Here is a 14165-nt window from a genome sequence, read left to right on the forward strand (position 1 = left end):
TAAGCATTAGGGCTAATGCTCCAGCAATGCTCTGGCGTTAGGCGGGTTGCCCGGGCCGATACCCGCGGACGGCTCGCGCCGCCCCCTCCGGACGGGCAGGATGCTGCCCGTAGCCCCTTCGTCCGTTCTGGGAGGCCCGGATGACCGGAAGCACGGCCGCGTCGTTCACCGCCGACGACTACCGGGCCCGAATGGAGCGGGCCGCGCGCACGGCCGCCGAGGCAGGCCTCGCGGGTCTGCTGGTGGCCCCGGGACCGGACCTGGTGTGGCTGACCGGCTACACGCCCCCGGCGGTCACCGAACGGCTCACCCTGCTGGTCCTCGCCGCCGGGCAAGACCCCGTCCTCGTCGTCCCCGCCCTGGAGGCCCCGGACGCGCGCCGGGCGGCCGGGGCGGCCGCCCTGACCCTGCGCCACTGGACCGACGGCAAGGACCCCTACGCCGCCACGGCCGCACTCCTGGACTCCAAGGGCCGGTTCGGCATCAGTGACAACGCCTGGGCCCTGCACCTGCTGGCCCTCCAGCAGGCCCTGCCCGGCAGCTCCTACGCCTCGCTCACCGAGGCCCTGCCGATGCTGCGCGCCGTCAAGGACACGGCCGAACTGGACCTCATGGCGGCTGCCGGCGCCGCCGCCGACGCGACGTTCGAGGAGATCCGGAACCTGCCCTTCGCCGGCCGCCGGGAATCCGAGGTGGCCGCGGACCTCGACCGGCTGCTGCGCCGGCACGGCCACGAGCAGGTCGACTTCACCATCGTCGCCTCCGGCCCGAACGGAGCCAACCCGCACCATGAGGCGGGCGACCGCGTCATCACCCGCGGCGACATGGTCGTCCTCGACTTCGGCGGCCTGCGGGACGGCTACGGCTCCGACACCTCCCGCACGGTCCACGTCGGCGAACCCGCCGACGAGGAACGCCGCGTGCACGCCCTCGTGCGCGAGGCCCAGGAGGCCGGCTTCCGCGCGGTGCGGCCCGGGGCCGCCTGCCAGGACGTCGACCGGGCCGCCCGCGCGGTCATCACCGACGCCGGTTACGGCGAGTACTTCATCCACCGCACCGGACACGGCATCGGCGTCACCACGCACGAGCCGCCCTACATGATCGAGGGCGAGGAGCGGCCCCTCGTGCCCGGCATGTGCTTCTCCCTGGAACCCGGCGTCTATCTGCCCGGCCGGTTCGGGGTCCGCATCGAGGACATCGTCACCGTCACCGAGGACGGCGGCCGGCGCCTGAACACCACCACGCGCGAGCTGGTCATAGTGGAGTGAGGCCCCGATGTCCCCAGCCCGCCTCCCGAACGGCAACGGCGCGATCATGACCCAGGCACCCACACCCACCGCGGACACCGTCCGCCGCCTCGTCCTCTCCCTCCTCCAGGACGGCAAGGAGGACAAGGGCGCCCGGGACGCCCAGGACGGCAAGGACGCCCGGGGCGGCAAGGACTCACGCCCGGGCGGGAGTGGCCCCGGCCCCGACGTGCGCCCCGCCACCCCGGGCACCGATCCCGTCACCTGGTGGGTCGGCGCCCGCCACGTGTTGCGCCTGGCCCCCGACCGCGAGGCCACCCTGCGCCAGCGACGTGAGCTGCGCCTGCGCGACCTCGTCCGCCCGCACGTCCCGATGGCGGTGCCGGCCAGCGTCGCGCACGGCGAGTGGGCGCCCGGGCTGGCCTACACGCTGGACATCAGGGTGCCCGGCGGCTCGGGTGAGGAGCACGACGTGTCCGCCGTCGGGGAGGCCGACCTCGCCGCCCTCCTCACGGGCCTGCGCGAGGTACCGGTGCGGCAGGCCGAGACGCTCGGCGTGCCGCGCGCCGCGCCGCGCTCCCTGGAGGCCCTGCGCCGGGCCGCCGTGCGCGCCGCCGAACGCCTCGCCGCAGCCGACGAGTTCGACGCCGCACGCCTGAACCAGCTCACCCCGCCCGCCGCCGCCCAGCTCGCCGCCCAGCCCGGCACGGCGGTCCTCACCCACCACTCCCTGACCGGCGGCCACCTCGTGGTCAGCGCCGACGGCCGGGTGCGCGGCGTGCTCGGCTGGGCCGGCGCGGTCGTCGGCGACCCGGCGGAGGACATCGCGGGCCTCGCGCTCGCCGTCGGCTCACCCGCCGCCGTCCGCGCCGCCACCCTCGCCGGCTACGGCGCCCGCCCCTGCCTGCGCGGCCTGTGGCTCGCCCGCTGCGACACCGTCGTCCATCTCGCCGAGGCCCTCACCGGCAAGGACACCGCCCTCCCGGGGACCCGGCTGCGCCGCGCATGGGAGCCGATCCTGCTGGAACGGGTGACGGATTTGGGGGACGCCGACGACGCCCTGTAGCGGGCCGGGCGCTCCATCCCGCACGGCTGTCATCGAGGGGCCGGGCGCGCCGACCCGCCGGGTGCTCACTCCCGCAGCAGCACCACACTCGACTCCCCGGGCAGCCGCACCACCCCGTCCGCCCCGGGCGGGTCCACCGGCTCCCACGCGGCCAGCACGCGCGCGTGGGGTACCCCGAGCGGCAGCTCGGCCGCCCCGGGGGCCAGGTTCACCGCCACCAGTACGTCCCCGCGCCGGAAGGCGAGCCAGCGGCGCTCCTCGTCGTAGGCCACCTTGGTGTCCGCGAGGTCGGGGTCGGTCAGGTCGGGCTGCTCGTGGCGCAGGGCGAGCAGCCGCCGGTACCAGGCCAGCACGCGCGCGTGCGGCTCGCGTTCCGGCTCGGACCAGTCGAGGCAGGAGCGGTCCCGGGTCGCCGGGTCCTGCGGGTCGGGAACGTCCTCCTCCTTCCAGCCGTGCGCGGCGAACTCCCGCCGCCTGCCCCGCCGTACGGCGTCCGCCAGCTCCGGGTCGGTGTGGTCGGTGAAGAACTGCCAGGGTGTCCCCGCGGCCCACTCCTCGCCCATGAAGAGCATCGGCGTGAACGGCGCCGTCAGGACCAGCGTGGCCGCGCACGCCAGCAGCCCGGGCGAGAGCAGGGCCGAAAGCCGGTCGCCCTGGGCGCGGTTGCCGACCTGGTCGTGGGTCTGGTTGTAGCCGAGCAGCCGGTGCCCGGCCACCCGCGTACGGTCCAGCGGGCGCCCGTGGTGGCGTCGGCGGAAGCTCGAATAGGACCCGTCGTGGAAGTAGCCGCCGGTGAGGGTCTTGGCGATCCCCGCCAGCGGGGCACGCGCGAAGTCGGCGTAGTAGCCCTGCGACTCGCCGGTCAGCGTGGTGTGCAGGGCGTGGTGGAAGTCGTCGTTCCACTGCGCGTGCAGCCCGAGGCCGCCCTCCGCGCGGGAGGTGATGAGCCGGGGGTCGTTCAGGTCCGACTCGGCGACCAGGAACAGCGGCCGGTCCACCTCCTCGGCCAGAGCGTCGACGGCGGTGGAGAGCTCCTCGAGGAAGTGATGGGCGCGCGTGTCCACCAGCGCGTGCACCGCGTCCAGGCGCAGTCCGTCGAGCCGGTAGTCCCGCAGCCACGCCAGCGCGCTGCCGATCAGGAAGGCGCGCACCTCGTCCGAGCCGGGCGCGTCCAGGTTGACCGCCGCGCCCCAGGGGGTGTGGTGGGTGTCCGTGAGGTACGGCCCGAAGACGGGCAGGTAGTTGCCCGAGGGCCCGAAGTGGTTGTGCACCACGTCGAGCACCACCCCCAGGCCGAGCGCGTGGGCCCGGTCGGCGAAGCGTTTCAGCGCCTCGGGACCGCCGTACGGCTCGTGCACCGCCCACAGCGAGACGCCCTCGTAGCCCCACCCGTGCGTGCCCGGGAAGGGGCACAGCGGCATCAGTTCCACGTGCGTGACGCCCAGTTCGGCGAGATGCCCGAGCCGCTCGGCGGCCGCGTCCAGGGTGCCCTCGCGCGTGTACGTCCCCACGTGCAGCTCGTACAGCACCGCGCCGGGCAGCGGCCGCCCCCGCCACCGCGTGCGCCACGCGTACCGCTCGTGATCGACGACGGCGCTCAGCCCGTCCGGGCCGTCCGGCTGCCGGCGCGAGCGCGGATCGGGCAGCACGGGACCGTCGTCCAGCGCGAAGCCGTACCGGGACCCGTCGCGCGCCTCGGCCTCGCCCTTCCACCACCCCGCCCGTTCCGGATCGCGTTCCAACGCGCGGGTGACGTCGTCGCACCGGAGCGTCACACGGCCGGCCTGTGGTGCCCACACCTCGAACTGCACGGACGGTTCCCCTTCGTCTGCTCACCGTGATGTAGCCCGTCCATGGTGCGTCAAACGAGATCAATCCGCCGGTGCATCCACCCTTTTGCGGCGGGTCTCGCCGGTCACGCGCGCGTGGCACCGGGTTTCCCGCTTTCTGGACAGCCCGGCCGCGCTGCCCGACAATCACCAGGGTGACGTCGTCCTTCGAGTTCAACACGTTCCCCGCGCGGCTCTCCGACGCGGAGCGCGACCGGGCGCTGAAGGTACTCCGTGACGGCGTCGCCATGGGCCGCCTGTCCCATGACACGTTCGTCCGGCGCATGGAGCTGGCGCTCGCCGCCCGCCGCCCGGACGAACTCGCCGTGCTCACCGCCGACCTGCGCACCGAGAGGCGGTTCTCGCGCCTGGTGTTCGGCACCGTCGAGGCGGTCTCGGGCTTCACCGTGCGCATGCGCAGGGCGTGGCAGTCCGAGCGGCTGCCCAAGCTGCTGCTGCCGCATCCGTCGCACGGCCATCCGCTGCGCATAGGCCGCGACCCCGCCAGCGGACTGCGCCTCAACCACGAGACGGTCTCCCGCGTGCACGCCGAACTCCGTCACCAGGGCGGCCTGTGGGTCCTGCGCGATCTCGGTTCCACCAACGGCACGACGGTGAACGGACGGCGTGTCGTCGGCGCGGCCGTCGTACGCGAGGGGGATCAGGTGGGCTTCGGCCGGATCACGTTCCGGTTGTCGGCCGGCTGACCGGAAACAGAGCCACGCCCCGGCCCTGGCCTGGGCATGACCGCGCGCCGGTCGTGGAAGCGTGGCCGAAATGCCTTTGCCGTTCACGGTGTTGACGTACCCCTGAAGTCGTGACTGACTGTGTGTACGCCATCTACACCTGGTGAACCGACGGCACCGCATGGGGGAGGTGTGCCCTGCCGCCCCTCCCGCGCTATCCGACCGTCGACGAACTGGGCGCCCGGGCCACCGCCCTCGTCGCCCGCCACCCCCGTGACGCCCGGTTGCGCCGGGTCGGCACCTCCCGCGCGGGCACCCCCCTGTGGCTGCTCTCCGTCGGCCACGGCAGCCGCCAGGCCCTGGTCGTCGCAGGCCCCCACGCCAACGAACCGGTGGGCGGCGCCACCGTGCTGCGCCTGGCCGAGCGGACCCTGGCCGACCCGCGGCTCACCGAGGGCGCCGACGCCACCTGGAACCTGCTGCTGTGCCTCGACCCGGACGGCTCGCGCCGCAACGAGGGCTGGCTGTCCGGCCCCTACACGCTCGGCCGGTACGTCCGGCACTTCTTCCGGCCCGGCTTCTTCGAGCAGCCCGAGTGGCTGCCCGACGGCGCGGCCGGCGCCACCCTGCCGGAGACCCGGGCCCTGCTCGGCCTCCAGGACGAACTGCGCCCGTTCCTCCAGTGCTCCCTGCACGGCGTGGACATCGGCGGCGGCTTCGTCGAGATCACCCACGACCTCCCGGGCTTCGACCGGCGTCTCGCCCACATCGCCGCCCGGCTCGGCGTCCCCCGCGAACTGGGCGCCTACGACGCCCTGTACTGGCCCGGCCTCGGACCCGCCGTCTACCGCATCCCGCCGCCGCGCCGGGCCGACCTGGCCGCGGCCATCACGGAGGCCGCCGTCGAGTCCACGTGGTTCCACCCCTACCGGCACGGCACCGTCACCGCGGTCGTCGAGGCGCCCATGTGGGGCGTGACGGCCGTGGCGGACGACTCCCCGCCCGCGGACCGGGACGCCGTGCTGCGGGCCGTCAGCCGCACCCTGCGCCACGACACGGGCCTCCTGCGGCATCTGCTGACCCGGATCGGACCGCATCTCGCCGACGTGCCCGACGCGGCCCGCCTCCTCGCCCCGGTCGACGACTACCTCCTGGTCTGCCCCGGCCTCGCCGACGCCTGGGACCCTGACACCGGCGACAGCCCGGCCCACCCCCTCCCCGCGCTGAGCACCGCCCACCTCGTCGCCCTGCGCATCTCCGGGCGGCGGCTCGCCCTGCGCACGGCGGGACTGCTGCACCAGCTCGTACGGGCCGCCGGAAGCGACCCGGCCGGGGCGCTGCCGGAGCTGGACCGGCTGATCGACGCGTGGTGCGCCGACTACCGCGACGGCTGCCGGGCGCGCTGGATCCCGGTGGCCCGCCAGGCCGAGTACCAGACCCGCGTGGTGCTCGCCGCGTTCGAGCTGGCCGGACGGCACGCGCCCGCGCGCTCCGGCTCGGGCGAGACCGTGCCGGTGCAGCGGGACTGAGAACGCGGAACGGCCGGGGCGCCCCGCGGTGTCCGGAGCACCCCGCCGCGTGGCCCCCGCGACGCTACGAAGCCCTCTCGCGGGCGTGCAGCGCCGCCGCGACCACCGTGCGGGACTGGTGCTCCACCTGGTGCTCCAGGGGCACCCAGCGGGCGCGGAAACGTTCCGCGAACGCGTCGCTCCAGGTCGAGACGAGCCCCTCCAACTGCTTCGCCGCCTCGTCGTCGGTCCCGCGCAGCACCCGCAGCAGCATGGCCGCCGCCCGCAGCGGCACGCGGCGCGCGAAGGCGTCCACGCTGCCGACGTACGCGCGGGTGAGATCGGCGGGCGGAGTGTGCACCAGGTCCGCGGCCAGACCCGGCACCAGCTCCAGCCCCCACCGGGCGGCCCGCAGCAACGGCCCGTCCAGGTCCGCCAGCCGGGGCAGCGCCCCGTCCAGCACCCGCGTCACCTCCCGCGCGTCGCTCTGCAGCCGGCGCGCCAGCCGCCCGATCGCCGCCGCCGGAGCAGGATGCGGAGCCGGGTCGTCGACCAGGTCGCTCGCCCACATCGGCACCTCGACCACCGCGGTCAGCCCGCCGTACCGATGGGCGTGGTACCAGGTGCTGTGCCGCGCGTCGTCCGGCAGGCTCGGGTACGCCGGCCCGATCTCCGGCGCGGGCATGACGTGCACGCCCGGCCCGGACGCGGGCCAGCCCGCGGCGTCCGACGCGCCGGTCTCCACCGGGATGTGCAGCTCGGCCGCCGATTTCGCGAACGGCTCGGCGAGCCCCGGCACGTCCTTCGTCAACTGCACCCAGCTGCCGCCCAGGTCCGTGCCGTGCAGCGTCACCTGGAGGTAGGGGCGCAGCTCGTCGATGACGCCCGTCAGGACCCGGGTCTCGGGCGGCAGCCGGTCCGGCGGCAGCAGCGACGGCGCCCACTCGGGCTGCTCCGGGCCCGCGGGGCGGAAGAAGCCGAGGTGGTAGTCGAAGAGGCTGCGCGGCGCCGGCGTCACATGCAGGCTCGCCCCGTCGGGGTCCGCGCACAACAGGAAGTGCCACGCGATGCCGTCGCGCAGCTCCCGCTGCTCCAGGACCCGCCGGGCGAGCGCGAGCAGGGTGCAGGAGCCGGTCGGCTCGTTGGCATGGGCGCCGGCCACCACCAGTACCGCGCGAGGGGCGCGGCCCACGGACAGCAGGTGCAGAGGTCTGCCGGCGCGTGAGGCACCCACCTGCCGCAGGGTGCACACTCCGGGGCGCTGAGCGGTCAACGCCCGGGCAGCAGAGACCTGTTCGGTCACCGTCGGGTAGCGCAGCTCCGGCAGGACACTCACCCCCGTCACATCCGCCCGAGTTCGCCATCGCAGTACCCCACGGCCATGGTGCGGTGTCAAGGGCCCGACCGGGGAGGCTCCCGGAGGCGCCCGGAAGCACTGGCCGCAGGCTCCCGCTGGTTCGGCCTCCACCCCGCCGGGGTCAGGAGCGCCTGCGCATACGCGTCATGCGCCTGGCCCCCCCGGTGGTCGCGGGCCACGATGTCGTCGCGGGTGGCCACCAGGGCGGGCCGGTCGACCGCGTCCAGGTGGCCTTCACACCCCGGCGTTCGCGGGCCTCGGCGATTGTGTCGACGCGTTCGGCCGCGTGCGGCATCGCGGTCGTGTCCCCCGTCGTGGTGTAGCCGATCACGGTCCGTCGCCTCCGCTTCGGAGCCGTCCGGTACGTGCCGCTGCGGTCCGTCGTGCGATCACCGCTGGTCCCGGCTCGGCGAGCCCCAACAGGGCCGCCGACGAGGGCGATTCGGACCGCGACCTGCGGATTCCGCCAGCTTGATCGGCTACACCACTCGGCGGGACGCCATCGGCATCGCCTTGCCGGGGGTGCGGCCGCGGGTGCGGGCATGTCCCGCCGACCTTGTCCCGCTCGACGAGCACGGCCGCGAGGCCGAGGACCGCCGACCGGCGCGGCGGAGAGGTTCGTGGACCCGCCGCGGACCGCCTGGCCGCGCCCGCGGGCCCTTGCACGGCCGACGCGATCCTCGCCGCATCGGCCGTCCTCGGACCGGCCGCCCGACCGCCGAGGGCGAGGAGCCGCCAACGAGGACGGCCCCGCCGTCCCCTGAACTCAGTCACCCAGCCTTTCCAGCAGCGCCACCGGCACCCCCGCGAACAGTTCCTCCACGCGCGCGTGCCCCGTGAACTCCCGCCCGGGCTCCAGCACGTCCGCCCAGCGGCCCGGCGGCAGCGGCAGCCGTGTGTCCCGCCAGCCGCCCGCCTCCGCGAGCCGCAGGGACAGGCGTGTCACGGCCGTCAGCACCTCTCCGGAGCGGACGAAGGCCAGGCAGTGGGCCGCCGCCGGTCCCTCGGCCGGCAGTGCCGTGTACGTCGCCGTGTCGCCGAAGGCGCCGGGCCGCTGGGCCCGCAGTCCCAGCGCCGCCCGCGTCACCGCCGCCTTCCGCCCGGACGCGCCGCCGGACTCCTCGGGCGGGAAGCCCACCGCCCGCCGGTTGTCCGGGTCGACCAGCGCCCGGTACTCGGCCTCCGTGCCCTGGTAGACATCCGGGACGCCGGGCATCGTCAGCTGCACCAGGGCCGTGCCCAGCACGTTGGACCGGATGTGCGGCGCCAGTGACTCCCGGAAGGCGGCGACCCGCTCACCCGGCGCCCCGCACGGCCCGGCCGCCACGAACCGCTCCACCGCCTCCTCGTACGGCGGCTGCCGCTCGGTCCAGCTCGTGTACAGGCCGGCCTCCCGCACATGCTTCAGCAGCGCCCCCCGAACCCGTTCCAGAGCCCCCGACGCCGGGCCCAGCCCGAACACCGTCTGCCAGGCCGCCCACGCCAGTTGCGCGTCGGGCGCACCCTCCCCGGCCCGGGTCACCTCCGCGAGCACGTCCGCCCAGCGCTCCGGGCACTCGGTGAGCACGTGCAGCGCCGCCCGGACGTCGGCACTGCGCTTGGTGTCGTGCGTCGAGGCCACGGTGCCGGACACCGGCCAGTCGCGCTGCAGACGGGCGCAGTACGCGTGGAACTCCTCCGGCGACAGCGCGGGAGCGCCCGGATTCCCGCCCACCTCGGTCGCCGACAGCAGCGGCACGTACCGGTAGAACGCCGTGTCCTCCACCGACTTGGCCCGCAGCGCCGACGAGGTCTGCGCGAACCGCGTCCGGAACTCCAGCTGCGCGGGCCCGTCGCCGTACCGCCCCAGCACGAGGTCCCGGACGACGTCCACGGCACCGGCCTCCTCGGGCACCGCGAAGGCCTGCCGGGCCTCGGCCGCCGCCGCCTCGGTGACCACGGTCGCCGCGTCGACGGACTCGTAGGACCGGTAGACCTCCATCCGTACGAGGAGCTCCTGGAGTGCCGTGCGCAGCGCCCAGGGCGCGCGGTCGCGCAGGGCCGGTTCCGGTGAGGTCGCGCAGAGCCGGGTCGCCACCCGGGTCAGCCGGTCGGTCTCGGTGGCCAGCTCGTGCGTGAGGACCTTGTACGCCGCCCTCCGCACCGTCGCCTCCCACGTCCCGCCCCGGTCCGTCTGCGGGGCCGCGAAGCGCCGGTACCGCCCCAGGAGGTCCCCGAACCCGGCCGGGTCCGTGAAGACCCCGTCCACGTGCCGCAGGGCGTCGTAGCCGGTGGTCCCGGCGACGGGCCAGGAGGCCGGCAGGTGCTCGCCGTCGGCCAGGATCTTCTCCACGACCGTCCAGCGGCCCCCCGTCGCCTCGTGCAGCCGCGTGAGGTAGCCGTCGGGGTCGGCGAGCCCGTCGGGGTGGTCGACGCGCAGCCCGTCGATCACACCGTCGTGGAGCAGCCGGAGGATCGTGCCGTGGGTGGCCTCGAACACCTCGGGGTCCTCCACCCGGACCCCGATGAGCTCCGAGATGCTGAAGAAACGCCGGTAGTTGAGTTCGGTGCGGGCCAGCCGCCACCACACCGGGCGGTACCACTGGGCGTCCAGCAACTGCGGCAGCGGCAGGTCCTCGGTGCCCTCGCGCAGCGGCAGGACGTGGTCGTGGTAGCGCAGGACGTCACCGTCGACGCGCAGCTCGTCGAGCACCTCGCCCAGCGGCCCGCCGAGGACCGGCAGCAGCACCTGGCCGTCCTGTGCCTCCCAGTCGATGTCGAACCAGCGCGCGTACGGCGACTTCGGGCCCTCGCGCAGCACCGCCCACAGGGCGCGGTTGTGACGCGGGGACATGGCCATGTGGTTGGGGACGATGTCCACCACCAGGCCGAGCCCGTGCTCGCGTGCGGTGCGCGCCAGCGCCCGCAGCCCCTCCTCGCCGCCCAGCTCCTCACGCACGCGCGCGTGGTCGACGACGTCGTAGCCGTGCGTCGAGCCCGGCACCGCCTCCAGGACGGGGGACAGGTGCAGGTGCGAGACGCCGAGCGAGGCCAGGTACGGCACCGCGGCCGCGGCTGCTCCGAACGGGAAGTCGGGCTGCAGCTGCAGCCGGTACGTGGCCGTGGGCACCAAGGGGTCAGGTCGCTCAGGTGTCATGGAAACGTACGTACCCGCCACGCCGCCGTTCGTGTCATCGCTCGCGCCAGGTGCGCCGCGCGTCGCCCGGACGAGTGGCTCTTTCCGGACGACGCGGCGGCGGCACGGCCCCGGGGGGCCGCCGGGCGGTCACACGGGCCGCTGGAGCACCGTCATGCTCCGGTCCGTCAGGGTCAGCCGGTCCCCGGCCTGCACCTTCGGGCCGGTGCCGGAGGGGAGCCCGCTCGCGCGGGCCGTGTCGACCACGACCTCCCACTGCCGCCCGTGATTGACCGGAACCACGAACTCCAACGGCTTCGGCGAGGCGTTGAACATCAGCAGGAAGGAGTCGTCGGTGATGCGCTCCCCGCGCGCGCCCGGCTCGGAGATCGCGTTGCCGTTGAGGAACACCGTCAGCGCCGAGGCCTGCGCCGAGTCCCAGTCGCGCTGGGTCATCTCCCGGCCGTCGGGAGTGAACCAGGCGATGTCGGACAGGTCGTCGTGCGTGCCCTCCACGGGCCGTCCGTGGAAGAAGCGCCTGCGGCGGAAGACCGGGTGGTCCCGGCGCAGCCACACCATCGCCCGCGTGAAGGCCAGCAGCTCCCGGCTCAGCCCGCCCTCGGCGTCCTCCCCCTCTTCCGGCCACTCGACCCAGGACAGCTCGTTGTCCTGGCAGTAGGCGTTGTTGTTGCCGTGCTGGGTGCGGGCGAACTCGTCGCCGTGGCTGATCATGGGCACGCCCTGGGACAGCATCAGCGTCGCGATGAAGTTGCGCATCTGCCGGGCGCGCAGCCGCAGCACGTCCGGATCGTCGGTCTCGCCCTCGACTCCGCAGTTCCAGGACCGGTTGTGGCTCTCGCCGTCCCGGTTGCCCTCGCCGTTGGCGTCGTTGTGCTTGTCGTTGTAGGCCACCAGGTCGTGCAGCGGGAAGCCGTCGTGGCAGGTCACGAAGTTGATCGAGGCCAGTGGGCGGCGCCCGTCGTCCTGGTACAGGTCGGACGAGCCGGTCAGCCGGGAGGCGAACTCGGCGAGCGTGCGCTGCTCGCCCCGCCACAGGTCGCGCACGGTGTCCCGGTACTTGCCGTTCCACTCGGTCCACAGCGGCGGGAAGTTCCCCACCTGGTAGCCGCCCTCGCCCACGTCCCACGGTTCGGCGATCAGCTTCACCTGGGAGACCACCGGGTCCTGCTGCACCAGGTCGAAGAACGACGACAGCCGGTCCACCTCGTGGAACTGCCGGGCCAGCGTCGCCGCCAGGTCGAAGCGGAACCCGTCCACGTGCATGTCCGTGACCCAGTACCGCAGCGAGTCCATGATCAGCTGGAGCACGTGCGGGGACCGCATGAGCAGGGAGTTCCCCGTCCCGGTCGTGTCCATGTAGTAGCGCGGGTCCTCCGTCAGCCGGTAGTAGCGCGAGTTGTCCAGGCCCTTGAAGGACAGGGTCGGGCCCAGGTGGTTGCCCTCGGCGGTGTGGTTGTAGACCACGTCGAGGATCACCTCGATCCCGGCCTCGTGCAGCGCCTTGACCGCCGACTTGAACTCCAGCACCTGCTGTCCCCGGTCGCCCCAGGACGCGTAGGCGTTGTGCGGCGCGAAGAAGCCGATGGTGTTGTAGCCCCAGTAGTTGTTCAGGCCCATGTCGACCAGCCGGTGGTCGTTCACGAACTGGTGGACGGGCATCAGCTCCAGGGCGGTGACCCCGAGCTCGGTGAGGTGCTCGATGATCGCCGGGTGCGCGAGGGCCGCGTAGGTGCCGCGCAGCTCCTCCGGGAGGCCGGGGTGGCGCATGGTGAGGCCCTTGACGTGGGCCTCGTAGATCACCGTGTGGTGGTACTCGGTGCGCGGACGCCGGTCGTCGCCCCAGTCGAAGTAGGGGTTGACCACGACCGACGTCATCGTGTGCGGCGCCGAGTCGAGATCGTTGCGCCGGTCGGGATCGTCGAAGTGGTAGCCGTAGACCTCCTCGCCCCATTGGATCGAACCGCTGATCGCACGCGCGTACGGGTCGAGCAGCAGTTTCGCGGAGTTGCAGCGCAGTCCGCGCTCCGGGGCGTACGGGCCGTGCACCCGGAACCCGTACCGCTGTCCCGGCATGATGCCCGGCACATACGCGTGCCGCACGAACGCGTCGCTCTCCCGGAGCTCGATCGCCGTCTCCGAGCCGTCGTCGTGCAGCAGACACAGCTCTACTCGGTCCGCGGCCTCCGTGAAGACCGCGAAATTGGTACCGGCGCCGTCGTACGTGGCACCGAGTGGATACGCCTCGCCAGGCCAGACCTGCATGAATACGACTCTTTCAGGTGTGCGGCGCCGGTGGGGACGCCTAGGTCCCGAGTCTCCCCGAAAGTGAGGGAACCTCCTATGACTTATCTCCCTCTTACCGAGTGACCAGTGCATACGCGGTATGCCAAACCATTGGGGCAATCACATACTCCCGGGGCTTGGGGGAGTAGGGGGAAGACGTGCGCAAGATAGTGCACCGCCACCTGGGCAAGGTGGTGGCGGGTACGGCCATCGCGGTGGCCGGGACCGCCGTGATGATCGGGATCACCCTGCCGGGCACGGCGGGGGCGGACGACACGGGGACCCGTGCGGGGCAGTCCGTCCCGCGGGAGACCGGCGATCCGGCGGGCGGCGGCCCGGCGGACGGCGGCCCGGCGGGCGGGGGCCGGGCCGTGGCGCCGGGGGTCGTGGAGGAGGCGCCGGCCGAGGGTCAGCGGGGCGAGGGCCGTGATCCGCTGACCGACGACGAGCTGAAGCGGGTCGAGAAGATCGCTCTCAGCCGGCAACTGTTCCAGAGCAGTGAGAGCGTCGACGGCGATCGCGGCCCGCAGCGCCTCGGCGTCGACCTCGCCGAACCCGAGGCCGACGAGGTGGGCAAGCCGGACGCGCCCCGGCGTGCCGACGTGACGTTCTACGACTACCGGGACGACACCCTCGTCACCCGGACCGTCGACCTCGGCACCGGCAAGGTGGTGAGCACCGGCACCCAGCACGGTGTCCAGCCGCCGTTCAGCCGCGCCGAGAAGGCCGAGGCGGCCGCACTCCTGATCGCCGACCCGCTGGGCGCGGACCTCAAGGCCGACTACAAGGACGCCACCGGCAAGGCGCTCACCTCCCCGGACCAGCTCCAGCTCAGCGGCGCCGTCTACCGGGCCGCGCCGGGCGCCCAGCCCGCCGCGCTCGACCGGTGCGGGGAGCACCGCTGTGTCCGGCTGTTCCCGAAGATCAAGAACGGGCCGTGGGTCGACGCCAGGTCGCTGGTGATCGACCTGAGCGCCCGCAAGGTCGCCCGGCTCGGCTGACGCACCCTCTTCGCTCACCCGTCCACCTCGCTCCTCCTCGTCAGGGAGTCAT

9 protein-coding genes and 1 pseudogene are annotated in these 14165 nt (G+C 73.9%); 5 read left to right on the forward strand and 5 right to left on the reverse strand.

Annotated elements, in window-relative coordinates; genetic code table 11:
* Positions 1-140 precede the first annotated feature (140 nt).
* Together ABTX62_RS13365 and ABTX62_RS13370 are read left to right on the forward strand one after the other, a co-directional pair.
* Positions 141-1268, forward strand: coding sequence for a M24 family metallopeptidase (locus tag ABTX62_RS13365; RefSeq protein WP_352116277.1), 1128 nt, complete (start codon positions 141-143; stop codon positions 1266-1268).
* A gap of 46 nt (positions 1269-1314) precedes the next feature.
* Positions 1315-2313 (forward strand): aminoglycoside phosphotransferase family protein, encoded by a 999-nt coding sequence (locus ABTX62_RS13370; protein ID WP_352116381.1) that lies wholly within the window; start codon positions 1315-1317, stop codon positions 2311-2313.
* Between the two features lie 65 nt (positions 2314-2378).
* On the opposite strand, the gene treZ is transcribed toward ABTX62_RS13370, so the two are convergent.
* The gene (gene treZ / locus ABTX62_RS13375) at positions 2379-4124 is read right to left on the reverse strand and encodes a malto-oligosyltrehalose trehalohydrolase (protein WP_352116278.1); all 1746 of its coding nucleotides are present in this window, start codon (positions 4122-4124) and stop codon (positions 2379-2381) included.
* 173 nt (positions 4125-4297) lie between these two features.
* On the opposite strand from treZ, the gene ABTX62_RS13380 reads away from it, so the two are divergent.
* A complete protein-coding gene (locus ABTX62_RS13380; RefSeq protein ID WP_352116279.1) occupies positions 4298-4849 on the forward strand; it encodes an FHA domain-containing protein in 552 nt (183 codons plus the stop codon).
* A 176-nt stretch (positions 4850-5025) separates the two neighbouring features.
* Positions 5026-6357, forward strand: a complete 1332-nt coding sequence (locus ABTX62_RS13385; protein ID WP_352116382.1) for a M14 family zinc carboxypeptidase — start codon at positions 5026-5028, stop codon at positions 6355-6357.
* A 64-nt stretch (positions 6358-6421) separates the two neighbouring features.
* On the opposite strand, the gene ABTX62_RS13390 is transcribed toward ABTX62_RS13385, so the two are convergent.
* The 4 genes and pseudogenes from ABTX62_RS13390 to glgX form a co-directional block, all read right to left on the reverse strand.
* Entirely contained in the window at positions 6422-7672 is a 1251-nt protein-coding gene (locus ABTX62_RS13390) for a M14 family zinc carboxypeptidase (protein WP_352116280.1), read from the reverse strand.
* 155 nt (positions 7673-7827) lie between these two features.
* Positions 7828-7991 (reverse strand): annotated as a pseudogene (locus tag ABTX62_RS13395) (dihydrolipoyl dehydrogenase); the annotation flags it as partial.
* Positions 7992-8459: 468 nt separating this feature from the next.
* Positions 8460-10829 (reverse strand): malto-oligosyltrehalose synthase, encoded by a 2370-nt coding sequence (treY, locus tag ABTX62_RS13400; protein WP_352116281.1) that lies wholly within the window; start codon positions 10827-10829, stop codon positions 8460-8462.
* A 129-nt stretch (positions 10830-10958) separates the two neighbouring features.
* Positions 10959-13091 carry a glycogen debranching protein GlgX gene (glgX, locus tag ABTX62_RS13405; protein ID WP_352116282.1) on the reverse strand — a complete coding sequence of 711 codons (2133 nt, stop codon included), beginning with the start codon at positions 13089-13091 and terminating at the stop codon, positions 10959-10961.
* A gap of 179 nt (positions 13092-13270) precedes the next feature.
* On the opposite strand from glgX, the gene ABTX62_RS13410 reads away from it, so the two are divergent.
* Positions 13271-14113, forward strand: a complete 843-nt coding sequence (locus ABTX62_RS13410) for a Tat pathway signal sequence domain protein (RefSeq protein WP_352116283.1) — start codon at positions 13271-13273, stop codon at positions 14111-14113.
* Positions 14114-14165 lie beyond the last annotated feature (52 nt).

This window comes from Streptomyces sp. NPDC096046, from assembly GCF_040303285.1.
Classification (GTDB): Bacteria; Actinomycetota; Actinomycetes; order Streptomycetales; family Streptomycetaceae; genus Streptomyces.